Origin of the sequence: Rhodococcus sp. Leaf233 (genome assembly GCF_001426165.1) — a bacterium.
Taxonomy (GTDB): Bacteria; Actinomycetota; Actinomycetes; order Mycobacteriales; family Mycobacteriaceae; genus Rhodococcoides; species Rhodococcoides fascians.
This window is the reverse complement of sequence record NZ_LMRO01000001.1, coordinates 354701-377115: the sequence shown is the minus strand read 5'-3', so window position 1 is coordinate 377115 and position 22415 is coordinate 354701. Positions and strand designations below refer to the sequence as shown.

Genomic DNA, 22415 nt, shown 5'->3' with positions numbered 1-22415 from the left:
CCAGCTCACAAAGCGGATTCATGCGGGGTCACCGGTAGACCAAACCACCATCGATCAACGGTGCCTGTCCGGTCATGTAGTCCGAGTCGGGTCCGGCGAGATACGAGACGAACGCGGCGACGTCCTCGGGAGTCTGCGCCCGACCGAGAGCGATACCGCCGACGAACTTGTCGTAGGTCTCCCCCTCGGCGGCACCGGTCAGCTCGGCGAAGCGCTTGTCGATGGTCACCCACATGTCGGTGCCGACAACGCCGGGGCAGTACGCGTTGACGGTGATGCCGTCCGAGGCGTACTCCTTGGCCGCAGCCTGGGTCAATGCCCGGACCGCGAATTTCGTTGCGCTGTAGACCCCGAGCATCGCGAACCCGTCGTGGCCTGCGATCGAGGAAGCGTTGATGATCTTGCCCTTCTGGCCGAGCGCCTTGAATGTGGCTGCCGCAGCTTGAATTCCCCACAGCACCCCGTCGACGTTGACGGCCCAGATCTTCTTCGTGTCTTCCGAGCGGACGTCGTCGAGCGGCGCAACCTGTGCGATACCGGCATTGTTGACGATGACGTCGAAGCCGCCGAGCGCTTGACGGGTATGTTCGACGGCCGCGAACACTTGATCCCGATCACTGACGTCGGCGACGAATGTCGTTGCCTTCGAGCCTGTTCGACGCACCTCGTCGGCCACGCCGGCGATCTTGTCCTCGGCCAGGTCGACCAACGCGATGTCGTGCCCGTCGTTGGCCAACCGCAACGCGATCGCCCGTCCGATGCCCTGACCGGCCCCTGTCACCAGCACCGCGCTCATGCGGGTACACCCGTCGAGGGGTCGACCAGAACTTTCATCTTGGTGCCTGCGTGCAGCGCCTCGAATCCGTCGTCGATGACGCCGTCGAGCGTGATCTTGTCCACCCAGCCCGTCGTGTCGTAGTGGCCCTGGCTCATCAGATCGATGACGGCCTCGTAGTCGGCGGAGGTGTAGCAGAGCGATCCCTGGATGCGGGATTCGTTCATGACGAGCTTCTGCAGCGGTGTGGTGAGCGGCTTTTCGTAGATCGCGACGCTGACGAGCGGTTTGCGAGCACCGATGCAGCCCAGCGCGGTCTCGACGGCCGGTTGCACACCGGCCGCGTCGTAGATGGCGTCGGCCCCGTTGCCGTCGGTCAGATCGGCGATGAAGGCGGGCACGTCCACTGCCGTCGGGTCGAGGGTCTTGGCACCGAGCGCTTCGATCGAGGCGCGACGCGTCGGCGACGGTTCGACGACGTAGACGTTGTCGAGTCCCTTACCGCGCAACGCGAACCACAGGCCGATGCCGATGGGGCCGGCTCCGAACACCATCGCGGTGTCCTCGGGCTTCGGATCCCCCAGTGTCGCAGCGTGATAGGCAACCGACATCGGTTCGACGAGGGCACCGAGTTCGAGAGAGACGTTGTCGGGTAGGGCGTGAATCATGTCCGTGGGGACCACGGTGTATTCGGCCATTCCGCCGTCGGACATCAGTCCGTGGAAGCCGATCTGCGCGCAGATGTTGTAGTTTCCTGCCCGGCAGGGTCCGCAGTGTCCACAGCGGTAGAGCGGTTCGATGGCAACGCGATCGCCGACCGAGATGCCGGTGACACCCGTGCCGAGCTCGGTGACCGTGCCCGAGAACTCGTGTCCGAGCACCAGGGGCATCTCCTGGCCGGTCAGCGGATGCGGCGAGGTGGGGATGAAGATGGGGCCTGCGTAGTACTCGTGCAGGTCGGTTCCGCAGATTCCGTTGAACCCGACCTTGACCTTGACCTGCCCCGCACCGGGATTCGGCTCGGGTACGTCGGTGATCTCCACCTTGTTCGGGCCGTAATACACAGCTGCACGCATCGGTTCTCACTCCTGACTGAATTGGATGCACACAGGTTTATGTGACGACGACCACTTCCGACAGGGTTGCAGTGCGTTGCATCGAATCGGTCGCACTGCAACCTCCCGCAACCCTGACGGTGGGCTGTGATTCAGCTCATAGTGACGGCGACCCTGTCGACCCACCGAGAAGAGACCCCCATGACCGCAACCGCAGACCGACCCCTCGACGAGCCGAAAACGGCTTCAGCACAGGGCAACTGGCTCATATTCGGACTGGCCAACCTCGCCGTGGTCATGGCCGTGTCGCTGGCGACCTGGTATGTGCTCGCCGATCCCACCACCAGTCCCTGGAACTTCTATCCGCTGCCGTTCAACGCCGCGCTGTTCTGGGCCATTCTCTTCATCGTGTTCATCGGATTCGATTGTGAATTCGCCGGATTCGACTCTCGGAAACAACCGATGCGCGGGCTCGCGATCCTGACTTCGACGGCGGTGTTCGCCGTTGCCGTCACCTGGATCCTCGGCAGCGGCCTCGGGGCGTTGTACCCGGATTTCGCCGGTTCTCGCGAGGGCGGGCTCGGCTACTTCGCCGGAGCGCTGTTCGTGCTGTTCGGATTCGGCACCTGGGTCATGGTGGTCCTCAACTGGCAGCACTGGCCGTGGACCGTGCTGCGCATGAAGCAACCGCTGATCGGGCTGTGCGAGATCGCATTCGTCGCCGTCCCGACCCTCGCGTTGTACTTCGTGTTCGGACTGCCGTCGGTCTCGCTCTCGGCCACCGATCCACTGATGTCCGTGGACACCGCACTCGGCTGGTTCTACTCGATCGTCGTCTCGGTGATCCTGACCGGCCAGACCCTGGACAACTGGCCCTGGAAATTGGCCGGCGGCGGCGGACGGACCGCACTGGCGGCCACCGTCGGCAACGCGGTGCTCGGCACTGCCATCTACTTCCTGATGGTTCCGCTCGCGAAGCTACTCGTCGGTTCGGAAGCCACCGCAGAACTCGGCACGGTGATCAACCAGTTCCCGGCGCAGATCGGAGTCTGCTGGGCATTCTGGATGATCTTTTGGGCGAACGGCTTCGGCAATCGCTTCCCGGCGGCGGGACGCGCAGTACTGACTTTCGCGCTGGCTATCGGCACGTTCCTGGCCTACTACTACGTTCTTGCCGAGCACGTGCTCCACGAACCCGTCGTCGCGGCCGGCATCTCCGGCAACGCACTGGGCTTCGTCGACTGGCTGGTGCTGTGGACATTGATCTACGTCGTTGGATTCCAGTCGTTGGGGTTGAAGAAGCTGTCACCGGCATGAGCCGCTGCAACGCATTGCAACTCTCGACCCGGCTATCCGAAGAGAGTGTGCTGGGTCACATACACGGCACCTCTTCATCGCAAGGAGTTTTCATGACCCAGACCATCGAGCCCGACTCGATCACCCGCACGCACACCCCGCAGGAACGGGTCGACGCCTGGTTGTCGAAGTTCGAGGACGCCCTGGTCACCCGGGACATTCCTCGTGTTGCCGGCATGTTCGCCGTCAGCAGCTTCTGGCGCGATCTCGTCACGTTCACCTGGAACCTCAAGACGGTCGAGGGCCGGGACGGCGTCGCCGACATGCTCGGTGAAAGGCTCGCCGATACCGACCCGACGGGATTTCACACCACCGAGACCCCCGACGAAGCAGACGGCGTCGTCTCGGCGTGGATCGCATTCGAGACGGCGACGAGCCGTGGCAAGGGACATCTGCGTTTGACGACGGACGCCGAGACCGGTGACGACGTGGCGTGGACGCTGCTGACGACGATGCAAGAACTCAAGGGATACGAGGAGCGGCAGGGCAAGTCCCGCATCAAGGGTGCCGTGCACGGCTCGAATGCCGACACCCAGAACTGGGCCGAGAAGAAGGAGATGGAAGAGACGGAGCTCGGCTACAGCGTGCAGCCGTACGTCCTCGTCGTCGGCGGCGGGCAGGGCGGCATCGCTCTCGGTGCTCGGTTCCGTCAACTCGGCGTCCCGGCGATCGTCGTCGACCGTGCCGAGCGCCCCGGAGATCAGTGGCGTGGCCGATACAAGTCACTGTGCCTGCACGACCCGGTCTGGTACGACCATCTGCCCTACCTGCCGTTCCCGCCGAACTGGCCGGTGTTCGCGCCGAAGGACAAGATCGGCGATTGGCTCGAGATGTACACCAAGGTCATGGAGGTTCCGTACTGGACCAAGACGACCGCGAAGTCCGCGACCTACGACGAGGCCGCGAAGGAGTGGACAGTCGTCGTCGACCGCGACGGCGAGGAAGTGATCCTGCGGCCCAAGCAGTTGGTGATGGCCACCGGGATGTCCGGCAAGAAGAACGTGCCCAACTTCCCCGGCATGGACGAATTCGAGGGCGAGCAGCACCATTCCAGCGAACACCCCGGTCCCGACGCCTATGTCGGCAAGCGCGTGGTGGTCGTCGGTTCCAACAACTCGGCGCACGACATCTGCAAGGCGCTGTACGAGACGGGCGTCGACGTCACGATGCTGCAGCGCTCGTCCACACACATCGTCAAGTCGGACTCGTTGTGCGAGATCGCTCTCGGCGATCTCTACTCGGAGCGCGCGGTGGAGTCCGGAATGACCACGGCCAAGGCCGATCTCACGTTCGCGTCGCTGCCGTACCGGATCATGCACGAGTTCCAGATCCCGGTGTATCAGCAGATCGCAGAGCAGGACAAGGATTTCTACGATCGCCTCGAGAAGGCAGGCTTCCAGCACGACTTCGGTGACGACGGTTCCGGCCTGTTCATGAAGTACCTGCGCCGCGGCTCGGGCTACTACATCGACGTCGGCGCATCCGAGCTCGTCGCGGACGGCAAGATCAAACTCGTTGCCGGGCAGGTGGAGCGGATCAGCAAGACCGGCGTCGTACTCGAGGACGGGACCGAACTACCGGCGGACCTCATCGTCTACGCCACCGGCTACGGCTCGATGAACGGCTGGGTCGCCGATCTCATCGACCAGGAGACCGCCGACAAGGTGGGCAAGTGCTGGGGTCTGGGCTCGGACACCACCAAGGATCCCGGTCCGTGGGAGGGCGAACAGCGAAACATGTGGAAGCCGACGCAGCAGGAGAACTTCTGGTTCCACGGCGGCAATCTGCATCAGTCACGCCACTATTCGCTGTACCTGGCGCTGCAGATCAAGGCGCGCTACGAGGGCATCGACACCCCGGTCTACGGGCTGCAGGAGGTGCATCACCTTCGGTGACGGTCGTGCGCGGAAACTCGTAGTGGGCTACGAGTTTCCGCGCACATGGCTGTCTAGTCGTACACGCCGGTCCCCTGCGCCTTGGCGATCAACGCATCCTCGGAGCGCACCTGATCGAGGTTGACCACGCGGGTGGACAGCACCGTCGAGTACAGCCAATCGGTGGCCACGCGCACCCGGGCGGAGGCGGTGGGCAGGGCATAGAGGTGATAACCGCGGGCGACGAACTTCGCGACGGCTCCGGTGAGGGGCACGCCCAAAGGCTTTGCCACACCGTCGAATCCGCCCAGGTCGGCGACCAGTCCCAGATCCTTGTGTCGGTACGGTCGAGCAGTACCGACACCGAGGGACGCGGCGACGTTCTTGGCCACCGCTGTGCCCTGCCGCTGCGCGTGCTGCGCGGTGGGCGGCGTCGGCTTCGACGGGTCGGCGGCGATATCGGGCACCGCGGCCGCGTCACCGATGGCCCAGACGTCGTCCACGCCGGGGACCGTGAGGTCGGGGTTGACCACAAGCCGGCCCTTTTCGGTCGGCAAATCGAGTTGCGCGATGAGGGGGCTCGCAGCCACGCCCGCTCCCCACACCAGGGTGCGTGTCGGTACGACGTCGCCGTCCGTCAGCGTCACCGCGTTCGCCGTGGCCGACTCCACCGACACCCCGAGACGCACCTCGACGCCGCGAGCCGCGAGGACTTCCATTGCTTCCTTGCCGAGTCGCTCGCCCAGTTCCGGCAGCACCGCAGGCGCGAGGTCGATGAGCAACCACCGAATGTCCGACGGGTCGACCGTCGCCCACCGGGTAGCGATACCGCGAATCCAATTCTGCATCTGCGCAACGAATTCGGTGCCCGTATAGCCGGCTCCCACAGCGACGACGGTGAGCCGTTCCTTGCGTTCGGCGCGGCCCTCCGGCGTGTCGGGCAGTTCGTCGGCTGCATCCAACTGCTTCAACACGTGGTTGCGAATGAACACCGCTTCGCTCAGGGTCTTGAGACCGTGTGCGTGCTCGGCGACACCGGGGATGTCGAACTGCCTCGTCACCGAACCCGGGGCCAGAATCAGCTTGTCCCAGGCCAGTTCCGAATCACCGTCGGGGCCGGCGACACGAACGCGTCGATTCTCGAAGTCGACGGACGTGACGTGTCCCAGCACCAACTTGGTGCGCCGCAACGTCTGTCGTGTCGACACTGCGATGTCCCGCGGATCCAGCACGCCGGTTGCTACCTCGGGCAGCAGCGGACTGTAGAGCAGGTAGTCGTTGGGCGCGACCAGGGTGAACGAGGCGCGGTCCGGGCCCAACAGCTTCTGCATCTTGCGCAGTGCGTAGAAGCCGCCGAACCCGCCGCCGACCACCACCACCCGGGCTGGGGATGCGGGAGCCGGGGCGGTGCTGCGATTACGGAGTGGTGAGCGCATGGTCCACATTAACGCCGAGTACCGCAGCTCCGCCCCGTCAAACGTGGACCGGGCGACGAATTTCTAGACCAACCGGGCTTCCGGGGAGCCGGTCTTACCCGCATCGCGCTCGACCGAATCGCCGAGGGCTTCGTCGATCTTGGCGAGTACATCCGCGTCCAGGATGACCTCGGACGCCTTGATGTTCTCGGCGATCTGCTCGGGACGCGATGCCCCGACCAGCGCGGCGGAAATGTTGTCGTTGGCCAGAACCCAGGCAACGGCCAACTGCGCCATGGTGATTCCGAGATCGTCGGCGATCGGCTTGAGTGCCTGCACCCGGGTGAGCGTCTGATCGTCGAGGTAGCGCGCGATCATCTTGTCGCCGCCCTTGTCGTCCTTGGCGCGCGAGCCGTCGGGCAGCGGTTGTCCGGGTAGGTACTTGCCGGTGAGCACGCCCTGAGCGATGGGTGACCAGACGATCTGCGAGATGCCCAGTTCCTTCGACGTCGGGATCACCTGATCCTCGATGACGCGCCACAGGGCAGAGTACTGCGGCTGGTTCGAGATGATCGAGAACCCGTTCTGCCGTGCCAGTTCCTGGCCGGCGCGGAGCTGATCGGCCGTCCACTCCGAGACGCCGATGTAGAGGGCCTTGCCCTGACGGACGACGTCGCCGAACGCGGCGATGGTCTCTTCGAGCGGGGTCTCGACGTCGTAGCGGTGGGCCTGGTAGAGATCGACGTAGTCGGTACCGAGGCGACGCAGCGAGGCATCGATGCCTTCGAAGATGTGTTTGCGGGACAGACCGGTGTCGTTGGGGCCCTTAGGTCCGACGGGGAAGTAGACCTTGGTGAAGATCTCCAGCGATTCGCGGCGCTCGCCCTTCAACGCGTCACCGAGGACCGTTTCCGCAGCCCCGTTGGCGTAGACATCGGCGGTATCGAATGTGGTGATGCCTGCATCGAGAGCCGCACGCACGCACTGGGTCGCGATGTCGTTCTCCACCTGCGAACCATGGGTCAACCAATTGCCGTACGTGATCTCCGAAATCTTCAGTCCACTGTTTCCGAGGTATCTGTAAGCCATGCAGAAAACGGTACTCCGGTAATCAATTCAGTAGTGGCCGACGACCGAGTAACCGGGTTCCGACACCCGCGAGGACCACCGCTACCACTGCCGCGCCCGTGGAGAGCCACAGTTCCATACTGGGCCACGTCGAGTTGTGCAGGGCGGATGTGAGCGGCGTGTACGCCGTCCAATAGTAGGTGACGACCATCGGCACCGTGATTGCCACCGGTACCGCGAGGCCGATGGTCAAGGGCGTGGGGGGCGAGGGAGTGGGAGTAGCCGGCGTGCACGCCACGTACAGATAGACCGCAGCGGCCGGGAAGATCACCAGACTTGCCGCGTAGTGCACGTTGTCCCACGGGGGGCGCTCGAACAGCGCGGTCGTACACACCACTGCCAGGGTCGCGAAGCCGACGATCGGTCGACCCCAGCGCAGCCCGAGTGCCGCGCCCACTGTCACCGCAACTGCCGTGATTGCCACGAGCCCGAGCACCCAGATACCGTCCGACACATCGATGCCCACCCCAGCGGTGGTGGTCGAGGTGAGCAACACGGCTGTCCCGGCGAGCACAAGAATGCCTCCGCGACCCGGTAGCAGAGCGGCAGCACCGAACAACACTGGTACGACGACGAGGCCGAAGTACCAGCTTCCACCGAAGCCGTCTTCAGCTCGAAACAGCATCTGCACGAACAACATATTGAGCAGCAAGCCACCGATCGAGATCAGTAGTATTGCCCCGACCGTGCGGATGCTCCGTTCCGGTGGCACATGGTCGTCGCTGCGGTCGACACGAGCTGCCCAGGCCACTGCAATTACGACCAGTACGCACAGCACCGGAACGACCACCGGCGGACCGATATCGGATTCGGTGAGGTAGTCGGCGTAGCGACGCGGGATACTCGGATGCTGCAAGGCCTCGACCGCGCCTGCACTGAGTAGTCCGACGAGGAACGACCCGATCGACAGTGCTTGCCGAGCTCGTACACCGTTCGCCCGTACTGCAGTGCATCCCAACAGAACTCCGCCTGCCACCACCTCGGCGAGGCCGGAGGGCATCATCAGTGCCGTCACCCCGGCGCCAGTGGCCGCAGCGATGGACAGGCCGGCCAAAATACTGTGCCGACGGACGAGCATAGCCAGACCCGACGCCAGAATCACTGCTACGGCGACTCCCCCTCCGCCGCTGGAGAACACCACACCCCCGACGCTGGTGTCGCCGAAGATATCGACCCCGTCGGATTGCGAGAGCAAACCGGCCAGGAGTCCGGAAAGAACGATCGCGAGCGCTGACATCCCCGAATTATGCACGGCCACCACGGTAGGCGCGGGATGCCGCAACAATCTTCTCCAAAGTCTGTGCAAAAGAACGCAATTCGTCCTCACCCACCGCGGCGCCCACGGCGTCCGACCACGCGTGTTGAGCATCTCGCAGAGCGGCTACGGTCTCGCGTCCCTTCGGGGTGGGCTCGAGGAGCTTCGCTCGCTTGTGGTTCGGATTCTCGATGTAGACAGCCCAGCCCTTGTCCACCAACAAGTTTGCGGTTCGTTGCACACTTTGCCGCGCCAAACCCAGACCGACGCGTCGCGCAATGTCGGCCACCGAGAGCGGCTCGTCGAGAGTGGCCCCGAGAACCTGCCACCAGGCCGGCGTCAATCCTGTCGGTTCGGTGATGTCCTGTGCGGCAGCCAGGAATTCGCCGTTGAGCTCGAAGACCGGCAGGACCACCTCGGTGAGCGCATCTCCCTCCGGCGTTCGTCGGCTCATGCGCCCGTCAGCTGGTCGTAGAATCTGCGCTCCCCCGTCGTGTAGAGCCCATACCATGCGTCGATGATGGGCTGCGGGAACACCTCCAGGCGCTCGAACACCAGCTTGGCGAACTCGATCGGTGCGGTCGCTCCCGCGGTGATGACGGTGCCGTCGGACACTGCCTTCTCCTCACGGTAATGCTCCGCTCCGCGGTATTCAGCAGCCTGAGTGAGGAATTCGGCCGCATTCGAGGTATGCGACCGGTCGTCGAGCAGGCCGGTCCGAGCTAGCCCGTAGGTTGCCCCGCAGATTGCTGCGACCGGAGTGCCCGCGGCAACAAGTTCGGCGGCCAGTTCCAACGCCGCCCCGTTAGCGGATTCCCACGTGCCGGCACCGGGCAGAATCAGCGCGTCGACGGACGGAAGATCGGCCAACGCGACGTCGGGGGTAATCCTCAGGCCGCCCATCGTCGTCACCGCCTCCCCCGACTCCGATGCGACGAGCAACCGGTTGGCGTCGGGATTCTGCTCGCGGGCCATCGCGAGCCCGGCGATGAGGTAGCCGTACTCCCAATCAGCCATGGTGTCGGTGGCATACAGCGCAACGGTGATCACGGAACGGTCCTCACGTCGATTGACAGGATGCTGTCAATACTGCGCGCACGACAGCAGGCTGTCAACCCTTCTGCGATCCTTGTAAACCAATTGGTTGACTACACAGCTCGAGGGGCATATCTTGGCTATATTCGAGGAAGTGGGTGACCGTGGACGACCGTATCGAGCAGCTCAATCGAACCTTTGCAGCGTTGGCGGACCCCACTCGGCGTGACATGGTTGCTCGGCTTGCGGGTGCCGACGCCAACGTCAGCGAACTGGCCGAGCCGTACGACATGAGCCTGCAGGCAGTCTCCAAGCACGTGAAGGTGCTCGAGGATGCCGGGCTGGTGACGCGCAGCAAAGACGCCCAGCGCAGACCGGTGCACTTGGATGCGGAGGTGTTCGGACTGATGGCGAAGTGGATCGAGCGATATCGCCAGGAGGCCGAGCAGCGCTACCGCCGGCTCGACGACCTGCTGGATCACGTTGTAACACAAGACGACTCTCAGAAGGACGTGTCATGACCGAGCACGAAACCGAGATAGTAGCGGACGACAAAGTACCCACAATCGAGATCATCCGGCAGTTCGACGCGTCGCCGGAGCAGGTGTTCCGCGCGCATGTCGACCCCGATCTGTATCGGCAGTGGGTAGGCCCACGGTCGGTGACGACGCGAATTATCGCGTGGGACGCACGAACCGGTGGCGCATGGTCGTTCGCGAACGACCGCGACGGCGAAGAGATCGCGTCGTTCTTCGGCAGTTTCCACGAGGTTCGCGCGAACGAGCGGATCGTGTGGACCTTCACCTACGAAGGCGATCCGGATTCGGTCGCCCTCGAGACCATGGCTTTCGAGGCCCGCGACGACGGCGGCACGCGATTGAGGGTGCTGAGCGTCCTGTCCGACTTCGCAACCCGAGACGGGATGCTCTCCAGCGGAATGGATGTGGGAGTCAGGGAGGGCTACGAGAAACTCGATGCACTGTTGACGGGACCGGCTGCACAGCATGCACGGGACGCCGCCGCGTTCACGGCGTTGGTCGAATCCGTTTCCGGGGACGCGTGGTCTCGGCCCAGTCCGGTACCGGAGTGGAACGCGCTGGGTGTCGTCGAACACCTCGTCGGTTGGTCACGTGGTTTCCTCGGCGGTGTCGAGGGTGTCGAGCTCACCGAACTCGACGTGACGCGCGACCCTGCCGCCGCGTGGGCGCGACACGCCGCCGACATCCAAGCCATCCTCGACGCCCCCGCGGGCCGCATCCTGAGCAATCCGCACATCGGCGACATGCCGGTCGAAGACGCGATCGACCGGTTCTATACCGCTGATGTGTGGATGCACACCTGGGACTTGGCCAAAGCCCTGGGACGCGAACCCGATCTCGGCGAAGAGCGTTGCGCCGCAGCGCTGATCGCCATGAAACCGATGGACCGCGTGCTCCGCGAGAGCGGGCAGTTCGGCCCCGCCGTCGACGTCGACGACAACGCGTCCGCCCAGGACAGGTTGATGGCCTTCATCGGACGCGACCCGTCCTGGTCACCCGACAACTAGGTACCCACAGCCTCGAGCTGCGGACGAATCTTGTTCAGCGAGAACTCGACCGACGCTTTCGATGGTGTATTGAATCCCACCACCGTCGCGTAGTCGACGACGGCAACTCCGCCGCCGGTCGCCGCGGGCAGGCTGGTGAATCCCGGAAGTTGTTCGAGGTCTTCGCGCGTGCCGCCGTTGGGGAGAATGACCACGAGGTCTGCGGTGAGAACGTCCAGCCGTTCGGGGCTCAGCACGATCCGGCCGTGAGAGATGTCGGGCGAGTTCACCAAATCCTGCGGGACGTCGAGACCGATGCTGTCGAAGACCTTCGCGGCACCGTCCTCCGGGTCGGCGACGACCGCAAGCTGCTGACTGTCGAAAACGAACTGCGACAACACAGCCGACTTACCGTCGAGCTCCGGGTACTGCTGACGGATGCCATCGGTGACGGCATGCCCCTCGTCGATGATGCTCTGTGCATCGTCCTCGCGATCGAGCACCCGCCCGAGCGTCTCGATCTGCGATTCCCACGTCTCGACCTTCTCCGCCTTCGGAAATATCGTGGGCGCGACGTCGGACAAGCTCTTGTACGGCTCTATCGACGGTATCCCCGACAGCAGGATCAGGTCGGGCTGTAGCGCCGCGATCTGCTCGGTCGGCACCGAAGCCCCCACCTGATCGACGGCGGCCGAATCGAGCATCTGGGCATCCGCACCCACTGCGGACTGCCAGGGGTAGAGCCCGCGTTCGTCGCCGTTCGATCCGGCGGAGACATACCCGACGGGTTGCACGTCGAATTCGAGCAGCGCGTCCACCCACTGCTGCCCGAATGCGACGATGCGCTGTGGCGTTCCCGTGATCTGCGTGGGTCCGGCGAGTGTGTCGACGGTGACGCTTCGGGTGTCGGAGCCGGCGTCGTCAGCGGTGTTGCTGCTGCACGATGCCAGCGTCAGGGCCGTGGCGACGGCAAAGGCGCACCCCAGGAAGGTCCTTGTCATCGGCAGAAATTAGCACAGCCTTGCCTTCCTGAGGTGAGCTACGTTCACATGTACTTGCGCAGCTCCATCTTCGCGATGGACATCTTGTGTACCTCGTCGGGACCGTCGGCGAGCCGCAGCGTCCGCACGTGTGCGTACATCATCGCCAGCGGGAAGTCGTTGCTGACTCCGCCTCCGCCGTGCACCTGAATGGCGCGGTCGATGATCTTCAGCGCCATCTCGGGCGCAGCAACTTTGATCGCTGCGATCTCGGTACGCGCTTCCTTGTTTCCGACGGTGTCCATCAGGTACGCGGCCTTGAACGTGAGCAGCCGCGTCTTCTCGATCTCGATGCGCGCCTCGGCGATCCAGTCCTGGATGTTCGCACGCATGGCGACCGGCTTGCCGAAGGTCACCCGTGAAACCGCACGGCGACAAAGTAATTCGAGCGCCCGTTCCGCAACACCGATGGTCCGCATCGCGTGATGGATACGGCCGGGCCCCAGCCGAGCCTGACTGATGGCGAATCCCTCACCCGGCCCCTTCAGCACGTCCTTCGCCGGCACCCGCACGTCCTCGAAGAGAACCTCGGCGTGGCCCTCTCGGTCGACGTAGCCGAAGACGGGCAGGTTGCGCAGCACGGTGACGCCGGGCGCATCGATGGGCACGACGAGCATCGACTGCTGCCGGTGCGTTGCTGCCTCGGGATCGGTCTTGCCCATGACGATCAGAACCTTGCAGTTCTTGTGCATCGCGTTCGACGTCCACCATTTGCGCCCGTTCAGGATGAAGTCGTCGCCGTCGCGGTCCATCTTCATTGCGATATTGGTGGCATCGGAACTGGCGACGTCGGGCTCGGTCATCGCGAAGGCCGAGCGAATCTTGCCGTCCAGCAACGGCTTCAGGTACTTCTCTTTGTGCTCGTCGGTACCGAAGAGTGTGAACACCTCCATGTTGCCCGTGTCGGGTGCGTTGCAATTGCATGCCTCGGGGGCGAGCAGGCTGCGGCCCATGATCTCGGCCAGCGGAGCGTATTCGAGGTTGGTCAGGCCGGGGCCCCACTCGGGGTGCGGATGGAACAGATTCCACAGTCCACGCGAGCGCGCTTCCTTCTTCAGGTCCTCGAGAATCGGGGGATGGAAGTGCGGGTCACCGGCTTCGAGCATCTGTTGCTCGTACACCGCCTCCGCCGGATAGACGTGAGAGTCCATGAACTCCAACAGATCCGACTCGTACTTCTTTGCGCGGTCGCTGGTCTCGAAAAATGCCACGTTCAGTTCCCCTGTTGGTTGTCGAGCAAGCTGTCCTGGTAGCGGCGCATGCCGCGCAACCACCGGTCGTAATCGGCACCTTTGTTGCGGTACATGTCCAGTACGTTCTCGTGGGGCAGGATCAGGAACTGCTCCCGGTCCATCGCGTCGAGCACCACGTCGGCGACGTCGAGCGGCTCCAGCACAGCGCCCGCGCTCAGTACCGCGGCAGTTGCGGCCGCTCCCAAGGCATCTCCCGATTCGCGGCCTTCGTAGAGCAGCTTGGTATTGACGCCCATCGGGCACAGGCAGCTGACGCGAATGCCCCGATTGCCGTAGGTGACGTTGAGCCATTCGGCGAACCCGACCGCAGCATGCTTGGTCGTCGCGTATGTCGCGGAACCGATCTGGGTGAGCAAGCCCGCTGCCGAGGCCGTACTGACGAAGTAGCCCTCACCACGTTCGAGCCAACCGGGCACCAACAGCTGCGCAGCGCGGATGTGTGCGCGCACATTGACGTCGAAGGACAGGTCCCAGTCCTGTTCGCTGGCGTCGAGCCCGGGGGCACCACTGATGCCGGCGTTTGCGAAATACAGATCGACCGGACCGAACGACTCTTCGGCGACCGCGATCAGCCGCTCGATATCCCCGATGTCCGACGCGTCGGCCGCGGCAGCGACGGCTGTGCCCGGCCGGTCTCGCTCGATGGCGTCGACCACGGATCGGGCCGTGGACTCGTCCACATCGGAGACGACGACGCGGGCTCCGTGTTCGGTGAGTCTGGCGGCGATGGCTCCGCCGATTCCGCCACCACCTCCGGTGACGATGGCGACCTTGCCTGCAACCTTCATTCCCCAGGTATAGTTGAAGTCAGATTCAAGTTCAACCCTGGTTGAATGAACTGCCAGCTCAGCGCCGGTGTGTCATGCCCTCGGCCGCGTCGGATCGGCGATCCAACCCGACCACGAGCCGGGATACAACGCCGCATCGATACCTGCCAACTCCAGTGCGAGAACCTGATGTGCAGCGGTCACGCCCGAGCCGCAGTAGACGGCGACGTCCTTGCCCTTCGGCACGAGTCCACCGAATGCGCCATCGAGTACCTCCGGGGGCAGGAAGCGCCCGTCGGAATCGACATTGTCGGTCGTCGGCCTGTTGATCGCCCCGGGGATGTGGCCGGCCACCGGATCGACTGGCTCGACCTCGCCGCGGAATCGCTCGGGTGCGCGGGCGTCGAGCAGGACGTTCTCGCGTGCGAAGGCCAGCACGTCCCCGACTTCGAGGACCCGGGCCAGCGGCGGCCGCGCCGTGAACGATCCGGCCGCCACGATCGAGGGCTCGGTGCCGACGGAATATCCCTCGTCGACCCATCGCGCGAACCCGCCGTCGAGGACGCGCACATCCCGGTGACCGAAGTAGCGGAGCAACCACCAGGCCCGCGCAGCCGCAGTTGCCGGCCCCGCGTCGTAGACCACCACCGCGGAATCGTCGCCGACTCCGGCTCCCCGCATCGCCGCGACGAACGTGTCCGCATCGGGCAGCGGATGGCGGCCACGATCGTCCGGCGGTGCCGCCAGTTCCGTACCGAGATCGACGAATTGCGCGGTCGGGATGTGCCCCGCCTCGTAACCTGCTCTGTCGCTACCGTTTTGAAGGGTCCACCGAATGTCCAGGACCACGGGGCCGCGACCCATCTCGAACAGACCGTGCAATTCGGAAGCTGATATCAGCGGCGACTGGCTCATAGTGTTTCGACGCTAACAGTCCGGGAGGGGGAATAGCTCGGAGTCCGACCAGGTTGTGCGCAGGCGTGACCGAAACTGCAACGACAACACCGCACCTGTCCACCGCCGGGCTCTTCGAGCCGTTCGAAGTCAAGTCGCTGAAGCTGCGCAACCGCTTCGCCATGGCGCCGATGACGAGGGCGTTCTCGCCCGACGGCATCCCCGGCCCGGACGTGGCGGAGTATTACCGCAAACGTGCAGCAGGCGGCACCGGCCTCATCATCACCGAGGGCACGTACATCCCCGACCCCGCCGCAGGACCGCACACCCGCGTACCGAGGATCTACGGCGACGCCAGCCTCGAAGGATGGAAGGGCGTCGTCGATGCAGTCCACGCCGAGGGCAGCGCGATCATCCCGCAGTTGTGGCACCTGGGAGTCGAGCGCGGCACCGAGCCACGCCTGTTCCCCGACGTCACCACCGTCAGCCCGTCCGGCATCGCTCTCGACGGCTCCTCCGTTGGTCGCGCCTTCACCGACGCCGATCTCGACGAACTGACCTCGCACTGGGTTCAGGCTGCCGTCAACGCGAAGAACACCGGCTTCGACGGCCTGGAACTGCACGGTGCTCACGGTTATCTCCTCGACGAATTCCTCTGGGCAACAACCAATGTGCGTGACGACGAATTCGGCGGATCTCTCGAGGCTCGGACCCGCTTCCCCGCACAGGTGGTCGCCGCGATCCGCGCCGCGGTGGGTGAGGACTTTGCCATCGTGTACCGCTTCTCGCAGTGGAAGAGCAACCACTTCGACGCTCGACTCGCAGAGAACCCGGCCGAACTCGATCGCGTCCTCACGCCGCTGGTCGACGCAGGCGTGGACGTACTGCATGCTTCGACTCGGCGGCACTGGGATCCGGCATTCCCCGAACTGGACGGAGTGGACGGCAAGCTCGGTCTGGCCGGTTGGACGCGCAAGCTCACCGGCGTTCCGACCATCACTGTCGGCTCCGTGGGCCTCGATTCGGTGTTCACCTCGGCATGGTCGGAGGACGCGGCCTCCGGTGTGACGGGATTGGACGCGCTGGCCGGTCAGTTCCAGGACGGCGAGTTCGATCTGGTGGCCGTCGGACGCGCGCTGCTCTCCGATCCGGAGTGGGTGAACAAGGTCGGCGACGGCCGCGTCGACGAGCGCATCGAATTCACGCGCGACCACATTCGGAACCTGGTCTGACACCCCAAGCCCTGGTCGCCCTCGGGTCCTAGCGACCGAGGGCGACTCTCACCTCCTGCACGACGAGCCCACGATCGGTCGATCGTGGGCTCGCGTGTTGCGCCCGAGCAGGAGACGGCACACCCCGCGCCGGCCAGCAGAATGTTCGCGACGAGGGCGATCGCCCTGCGCCCGCTGAGGCGCGCGACAATCAGTCGCCCGCTGCCCGAGCACGGTGCCGTCGGGCCTTCATCTTGTTGCCACACGTGGCCATCGAACACCACCGCGCGGTGCCTGCACGGGAGCGATCCAGGAGAAACAGGCGGCACTCGTCATTCGCACACGGACGCAGTGCGCCGGGAATAGTCTCACGAATCTCCGCCCAGGCCAGCACTATTCGCGCAGCCAGTCGGCGATCCTCGGCTACCTGCAGATTCCAGTCCAGCGCGTCATCGGTCAGCACCGGCACCCGCGAGAGGCCATCCAAGTACGTTCTCAGCGATGACGGTGACGCCTCACCCCGCACCACCCGCTGAAGGTCGTCACGCAGAGCGCGACACACCCGAAGCTCCTCGGCGCTTCCGGTCCCGCCGCGTGCACTCAGCCAGTCTCGGCCGTCGGCGTCGCCCGCCAGGAGATCGATCGGCTGATCATCCACGACCGGTGTGGTGTTGAGCAGGTCGATCAGCAGTGCCTCATCGATCGCCCGTGCTTCCGCGGTGTCCATGTAACCATCATAGACCGCTTGACAGGTTACGGCCAGTGTGGTTCCGTCATGGAAGTAACCACATCAACTACCCATAGGGGTTATCCATGGTCGCCGTTCATCACCACACCACCACCGTCGACGGACTCGAAGTCTTCTACCGCGAGGCCGGCAATCCCGCCGATCCCACCATCGTGCTGCTGCACGGAACACCCTCGAGCTCTTTCATGTTCCGCCACCTCATCCCGTTGTTGGGCAAGCATTTTCACGTGATCGCACCCGACCTCATCGGCTTCGGATACTCGTCAGCTCCATCCGTCGACAACTTCGACTACACCTTCGACGCGCTCACCGCAGTGACCGATCACCTCCTCGAGCAGCTGGGTCTCGACCGGTACGCGATCTACACCCAGGACTACGGCGCACCCGTCGGATGGCGTCTCGCCCTCAGCCATCCCGATCGCATCACCGCCATCGTCACCCAGAACGGAAATGCCTACGAGGAAGGGTTCGTCGACTCGTTCTGGGCTCCTCTATGGACCTACGCGAATAACCGCACACCGGAAACCGCGGCTCCGTTGCGCGAAGCACTCGAACTGGACGCGGTCCGATGGCAGTACGTCCACGGTGTCTCCGATTCGACGCTCCTGAGTCCCGACGCTTGGATCCACGACCACGCGCTACTCACCCGCCCCGGCATCGACGAGATCCAACTGCGGCTGTTCGCCGACTATCCGACCAACGTCCGCCTGTATCCCGCGGTGCAGCGCTACTTTCGCGATTGCCGTCCCCCGCTCCTTGCTGTCTGGGGCAAGAACGACGAAATCTTCGGACCCGACGGCGCGCGCGCGTTCCTGCGCGATCTCCCCGACGCGGAAATTCATCTACTGGACGGGGGCCACTTCCTCCTCGAAAGCCACCTCGACGACGTCGCCACCCTGATCACCACCTTCCTGCACCGATCTTCCGGGGCGCGACACGCAGCCTGATAGAGAACTTGTTCTCGATTCCGCACCAGCTATTCCCAATAGCCATGTATGCCAACAGCCTCCGAGAAAGGCCAGACGTCATGCGAGCAGATGACGACCACATGCCGAGCCAGTGGCATCCAGGGGAGGAGACGATGCACCGTCTTCTGCAGGTGCCGTACGAGGACAACCCCACTGTCCCAGGGCTGCCCGCCGCATACGGACCCTGGATGAGCCGGAGCCCACTCGTGGCGCTGGGGACGATCGGCGTCGACGGCCGTGTGTGGACAACGCTGCTCGGAGGCGCTCCGGGAACAGCAACCGTGGCCGCGGACAGTGTTCTCCGAGTGAGGTTTCGGACCCGGCTCGAACCTCGCCCCGCAGATCCGGGCGCTCACTGGACGGGTACCGACCCAGTGCTCGAGGGTCTCGTGGGCGACGAAGCCACGAACGAACGAGGAAGGCTGGTCTCGGGCCTCGTCATCGATCTCGAGCACAGGGGCCGGGTCAAGATCGCGGGACGGCTGCACGACGGGATGGTGCTGGAAAGGCGAACGAACACAACGCCTTCGGAGACCAGCGAACCTATCGACGTGCAGGTGAATGTCGCAGTCGACGAAACCCTCGGAAACTGCCCCAAATATCTGAACAAGCGGGCGATAACACCCTACGCGTCATCTCCGCAGTTGATCGCCGATTCACTCCCGCTACCAGCCGACGCCCTCGCCCTCATCGGCAGATCCGACACGTTCCTCATCTCCAGCCGACACGGCGCCCACAGCATGGACACCAACATCCGCGGTGGGGCACCAGGATTCGTCCGGATATTCAGCAACTCCGACACGGAGGGCGTGACCCTGGTGTACCCGGAGTACTCGGGGAACCGCCTCTACCAGACGTTGGGAAACATCACTTCCGACCGGGCAGTGGGACTCACCTTTCCCGATTTCGACACCGGCGACATCCTCTACCTGACGGGACGCGCAGAGGTACTGATCGGAGATGCCGCTGAAAGCGTTCTGCCACATAGCAGTATGGCTGTACGGATCGATATCGAGGCAGTGCGCTTCGTAAGAGAGGGCCTTGCATTCCGAGGCACGCTGCTCGACCCGTCGCCGTACAACCCGCCGGTTCGAAGATTGGCCCGCGAGGTCGGAGGTTCGGGCCGGCGGCCCAGATCAGCGGACAGAATGCTTGCCTCGCTGATCCACAAGCTGCCGATCACACCGACGATATCGCGCTACACATTCCGGCTTTCTCCGGGCGAGTCGTCGACGCCGGTGCGATGGAGTGCAGGGCAACACGTCACCCTCGACTTCTCGCATCGACTCGATCGTGGCTGGTCGCACATGCGCGATCATGACCCGAGCTCCCTCAACGACGACTTCATCAGAACGTTCACGGTGTCCAGCGAACCGAACACTTCGGGCAGCAATGTATTCGAGATAACCGTTCGGGAGCACGGACCGGTCAGCCGCCTGCTGTCGCGGTGGACTCCAGGGTCGGACCTGGCCGTCCCTGTCATGGGCTTCGGCGGCGAGGACGACACCAGATACGCCGATACGCAGCCCGATACCGACGACGTAGTGGTCGTGGCATCGGGGATCGGGATCACGCCCTTCATGGCGCAGGCGCATGCTGCCCACGAATCCGGACTCGCGCTGACCCTGCTGTGGAGCATCCGCGCAGAGGACCTGGCTCTCGCCGTCGACGTCATCGAGCAGGTCGGCCACTTGGGGATGGCGATCACGGTGTTCATCACCGGACAGTTGGACACCGACGGGCATGCCAAGGCACGCACTCTCGAACAGCTCCGAGCCCGGACATACATACGACGAATGACCGAGTCCGACGTCAAAGCCGTAGGCCACGTGGGGCGACGACAGTTCTACGTGTGCGCGGATCGGCCTCTGCACCAAGCAGTTCTGAAGTGGGTGGCCGGTGAAGACGTCAGGTTCGAGGCGTTCGACTACTGAACGCTGCACCTAAGAACGCGGCCTCTAGAAGGGCGGTGCTGTCGTGTCGTCTGTCTCGGGCTGTTCGTTGTCCGGTGGGTCGGGGTAGGCGATGATGCCAGATCGTTTGGGCTTGGTGGGTATGTACGGCCGGAGGTCGTTGCCGATGATGGGTACGGCTGTTCCGTTGGCGGGCAGGGTGATTCGGGCGGTCCTCGAGGTGGAGGTCCACAGAACCGCGCCACCGGGGAGCATAACGGCGGTCCAGTAGCCTGCGGTTTTGACGCTGTGGTGGTATTCGCAGAGGCATTGGAGGTTGTTGACTGTCGTCCAGCCGCCGCCGAGTGGATTGGCGTGATCGAAGGCGATGATGTGGTCGAGTTGGCAGCGTTCGGCAGGTCGGTGGCAGCCAGGAAAGCGGCAATGGCGATCGCGTAGCCGGACGGCGGCGGTGGTGAGGGCGTCAGGTCGGTAGATCAGCGCTCGGTCGGTCAGGGGGTCACGTGCTACGGATTTCCCGAGAGTGGGGTCGGCGGCGATGGCGGCTTCGAGTGCTGCGGCAAGGGATGCATTGCCGAGGTAGATGCCGGAGGAAGGCCGCTGTGCGGTACAGCCTGCGGGGCGGATCGTCGGGTTGTCGGGGCGGACCGCCGAGGATAGGTCGAGGGCAGAGCTGTGCCGTGTGCCCCTGCCGACGGGTGTGTGAGTACAGAACAGGGCTGCAACGGACGCCAAGGCATTCCGACGTCGTTGCCGGTGCTGGGTCTCGTCGTATTCGGTCGGCTCAGGCGGTGTCGGGTCTGGCGTCGAATGCGATTCTGCAGCAACCGAACCCGAACCCTGAACGGGCCCTGCGCCGGGATGCGGTCCTGGGTCCGGTAGCGACGGTGGCGGTACTGGAGGTGGCGGTATCGACGGTAGTGGCGCTGCTGTGTTCGTTGCGCTGCCAGTGCCAGTGCCAGGGCCAGTATCCGTCCGCGTTACTCGCGTATCCGGTTTCGCTGCATTCGGTTCCGCGTTGGTTTGTGTCGCGTCAGGCTCTGGCGCGTCAGGCTCTGTTGCGTCGCGCTCTGCCGGCTCGGGCTCTGCCGCACTCGGCTCGGCTGTCGTTTCTGCCGAGCGCCGTTCCCATTCCCCGGTTTCCGGGTTCTGCACTGCCAGTCCGAGTTTCTCTGCCAACGTCACCGCCTCGGTGAGCAGGACCTGCCAGTGACTGTTGCGCGCCAACTCCCGCGCGAGGTCGGGATCGATGGATCCGTGCCCGGCCAGGTACGCAGGATTCGCCAACAGTCCGATCAGCGTTGCGATGTCGACGGTGACCATCGTCAACGGCACCCGACGATCCGGCAGCTCTGCATCTTTCTTCGGGCAGTCCGCTCGTTGACACAGGCATACCAGCCGGGGTTCTCCGTGCATCCGCGCCATGAAGGCGTCACACAGCCGATCCTGTTTGCCGCGTGGGTCTTTCGGGCAGAGCGTGTCGGCCATTTCCTCCAGGAGCTGCCATGCGGCCGCGGCTTCGGGGGCGGTCAATTCTGCTCGGATCCGCGCCAACTCCCCAGCCGGGGCGTAAGAAACATTGCGGAACCTCTTCGCGAACTCCCGCAACGCTGCCGCTTCCTCCGGTGCCACCCGCAGCAGAATGTCCCAGATCTCCTTCTCCAGCGGCCCCGGTGACGACCGGCGGGCTGTTTCGACGATCTCGTCCTCGACCGACTTCACGATGTCGTCGGAGAGGTTGTCGAGGATCCGGCACACCACCCTCACTCGCGGAAGGTCGATCTCCCCAGCCTCGAATACATTCTTCACCAGCGGCAGTCGAGTGTGCAGGGCGACCCCGACCGAGACATACGCCTCGGCGACCGTCGCCGAACACCCCAACGCCACCGCCATCTCGGTGCGCCCATACCGGCTGTAGTGCTTGTGCTTGGTGTCGAGAGTGATCCAGCTCCGATGGACGGAGTAGCACGCGGAAATCTTGCGAGCCGCCAGCCGATTCTCTTCCCGCGCAGCAGCGGTCAACGCATCCAACGACACCGTCGGTATCGCCATCTCTTCACCCCCCAGTGAATCGAAACAAGAACGCATGTTCGAACTGGAAGAAGAGTATCCCGACCCACCGACAAGAACGCCGGACCCGTCGAACCCCAGGTCGTCGGACCGACGCGGCGATGATCGCGTACCCGAGCCACATCCCCCGAAT

Annotated in this window: 20 protein-coding genes; 7 read left to right on the top strand and 13 right to left on the bottom strand. The window is 64.3% G+C overall.

What is annotated here, in order from left to right:
• Positions 1–28: 28 nt before the first annotated feature.
• Together ASH04_RS01805 and ASH04_RS01800 are read right to left on the bottom strand one after the other, a co-directional pair.
• Positions 29–796: an acetoin reductase gene (locus tag ASH04_RS01805; protein WP_032369367.1), complete on the bottom strand. Its 768-nt coding sequence runs from the start codon at positions 794–796 to the stop codon at positions 29–31.
• On the bottom strand, positions 793–1851 hold the full coding sequence (locus ASH04_RS01800) for a 2,3-butanediol dehydrogenase (RefSeq protein ID WP_027494401.1): 1059 nt from the start codon (positions 1849–1851) through the stop codon (positions 793–795). Before ASH04_RS01800 ends, ASH04_RS01805 begins: the two co-directional genes overlap by 4 nt.
• Before the next feature lie 180 nt (positions 1852–2031).
• Here ASH04_RS01800 and ASH04_RS01795 point away from each other — a divergent pair, with 180 nt between their 5' ends.
• Positions 2032–3147 carry a hypothetical protein gene (locus tag ASH04_RS01795; protein ID WP_057472607.1) on the top strand — a complete coding sequence of 372 codons (1116 nt, stop codon included), beginning with the start codon at positions 2032–2034 and terminating at the stop codon, positions 3145–3147.
• Positions 3148–3239: 92 nt separating this feature from the next.
• A complete protein-coding gene (locus ASH04_RS01790) occupies positions 3240–5081 on the top strand; it encodes a flavin-containing monooxygenase (RefSeq protein ID WP_032369364.1) in 1842 nt (613 codons plus the stop codon).
• 53 nt (positions 5082–5134) lie between these two features.
• Here the strand turns inward: ASH04_RS01790 and ASH04_RS01785 are convergent, their stop codons facing one another.
• From ASH04_RS01785 to ASH04_RS01765, 5 genes are all read right to left on the bottom strand, one after another.
• Positions 5135–6496 (bottom strand): NAD(P)/FAD-dependent oxidoreductase, encoded by a 1362-nt coding sequence (locus tag ASH04_RS01785; RefSeq protein WP_048317293.1) that lies wholly within the window; start codon positions 6494–6496, stop codon positions 5135–5137.
• Positions 6497–6559: 63 nt separating this feature from the next.
• Complete coding sequence (locus tag ASH04_RS01780) at positions 6560–7564, bottom strand: aldo/keto reductase family protein (RefSeq protein WP_027494405.1); 1005 nt, start codon at positions 7562–7564, stop codon at positions 6560–6562.
• A gap of 22 nt (positions 7565–7586) precedes the next feature.
• The gene (locus ASH04_RS01775) at positions 7587–8840 is read right to left on the bottom strand and encodes a hypothetical protein (RefSeq protein WP_057472606.1); all 1254 of its coding nucleotides are present in this window, start codon (positions 8838–8840) and stop codon (positions 7587–7589) included.
• A gap of 7 nt (positions 8841–8847) precedes the next feature.
• Positions 8848–9312: a MarR family winged helix-turn-helix transcriptional regulator gene (locus ASH04_RS01770; RefSeq protein ID WP_027494407.1), complete on the bottom strand. Its 465-nt coding sequence runs from the start codon at positions 9310–9312 to the stop codon at positions 8848–8850.
• Positions 9309–9908, bottom strand: a complete 600-nt coding sequence (locus tag ASH04_RS01765; RefSeq protein ID WP_027494408.1) for a DJ-1/PfpI family protein — start codon at positions 9906–9908, stop codon at positions 9309–9311. The genes ASH04_RS01770 and ASH04_RS01765 overlap by 4 nt, the downstream gene beginning before the upstream one ends.
• Before the next feature lie 149 nt (positions 9909–10057).
• Between ASH04_RS01765 and ASH04_RS01760 the strand changes: the two genes are divergently transcribed.
• Together ASH04_RS01760 and ASH04_RS27485 are read left to right on the top strand one after the other, a co-directional pair.
• On the top strand, positions 10058–10414 hold the full coding sequence (locus ASH04_RS01760; RefSeq protein WP_032364507.1) for an ArsR/SmtB family transcription factor: 357 nt from the start codon (positions 10058–10060) through the stop codon (positions 10412–10414).
• The gene (locus ASH04_RS27485) at positions 10411–11439 is read left to right on the top strand and encodes a TIGR03086 family metal-binding protein (RefSeq protein ID WP_082519135.1); all 1029 of its coding nucleotides are present in this window, start codon (positions 10411–10413) and stop codon (positions 11437–11439) included. Before ASH04_RS01760 ends, ASH04_RS27485 begins: the two co-directional genes overlap by 4 nt.
• Here the strand turns inward: ASH04_RS27485 and ASH04_RS01745 are convergent.
• The 4 genes from ASH04_RS01745 to ASH04_RS01730 form a co-directional block, all read right to left on the bottom strand.
• Positions 11436–12419, bottom strand: a complete 984-nt coding sequence (locus ASH04_RS01745; RefSeq protein ID WP_082519134.1) for an ABC transporter substrate-binding protein — start codon at positions 12417–12419, stop codon at positions 11436–11438. The two genes, ASH04_RS27485 and ASH04_RS01745, sit on opposite strands and share 4 nt — an antisense overlap.
• A 44-nt stretch (positions 12420–12463) precedes the next feature.
• Positions 12464–13609, bottom strand: coding sequence for an acyl-CoA dehydrogenase family protein (locus tag ASH04_RS01740; RefSeq protein ID WP_239536539.1), 1146 nt, complete (start codon positions 13607–13609; stop codon positions 12464–12466).
• A 62-nt stretch (positions 13610–13671) separates the two neighbouring features.
• Positions 13672–14499: an SDR family oxidoreductase gene (locus ASH04_RS01735; protein ID WP_027494413.1), complete on the bottom strand. Its 828-nt coding sequence runs from the start codon at positions 14497–14499 to the stop codon at positions 13672–13674.
• Positions 14500–14571: 72 nt separating this feature from the next.
• The gene (locus tag ASH04_RS01730) at positions 14572–15393 is read right to left on the bottom strand and encodes a sulfurtransferase (protein WP_057472605.1); all 822 of its coding nucleotides are present in this window, start codon (positions 15391–15393) and stop codon (positions 14572–14574) included.
• A gap of 65 nt (positions 15394–15458) precedes the next feature.
• Here ASH04_RS01730 and ASH04_RS01725 point away from each other — a divergent pair, with 65 nt between their 5' ends.
• Positions 15459–16604 carry an NADH:flavin oxidoreductase gene (locus ASH04_RS01725; RefSeq protein ID WP_027494415.1) on the top strand — a complete coding sequence of 382 codons (1146 nt, stop codon included), beginning with the start codon at positions 15459–15461 and terminating at the stop codon, positions 16602–16604.
• Between the two features lie 190 nt (positions 16605–16794).
• Here ASH04_RS01725 and ASH04_RS01720 read toward each other — a convergent pair whose 3' ends face one another.
• Positions 16795–17310: a CGNR zinc finger domain-containing protein gene (locus tag ASH04_RS01720; protein WP_057472604.1), complete on the bottom strand. Its 516-nt coding sequence runs from the start codon at positions 17308–17310 to the stop codon at positions 16795–16797.
• A gap of 86 nt (positions 17311–17396) precedes the next feature.
• Between ASH04_RS01720 and ASH04_RS01715 the strand changes: the two genes are divergently transcribed.
• Both ASH04_RS01715 and ASH04_RS01710 read left to right on the top strand, forming a co-directional pair.
• On the top strand, positions 17397–18278 hold the full coding sequence (locus ASH04_RS01715; protein ID WP_032369354.1) for an alpha/beta fold hydrolase: 882 nt from the start codon (positions 17397–17399) through the stop codon (positions 18276–18278).
• A 134-nt stretch (positions 18279–18412) separates the two neighbouring features.
• The gene (locus tag ASH04_RS01710) at positions 18413–20233 is read left to right on the top strand and encodes a pyridoxamine 5'-phosphate oxidase family protein (protein ID WP_162247512.1); all 1821 of its coding nucleotides are present in this window, start codon (positions 18413–18415) and stop codon (positions 20231–20233) included.
• 24 nt (positions 20234–20257) lie between these two features.
• Here the strand turns inward: ASH04_RS01710 and ASH04_RS01705 are convergent, their stop codons facing one another.
• Positions 20258–22264 (bottom strand): HNH endonuclease signature motif containing protein, encoded by a 2007-nt coding sequence (locus ASH04_RS01705; RefSeq protein WP_057472602.1) that lies wholly within the window; start codon positions 22262–22264, stop codon positions 20258–20260.
• Between the last annotated feature and the right edge of the window lie 151 nt (positions 22265–22415).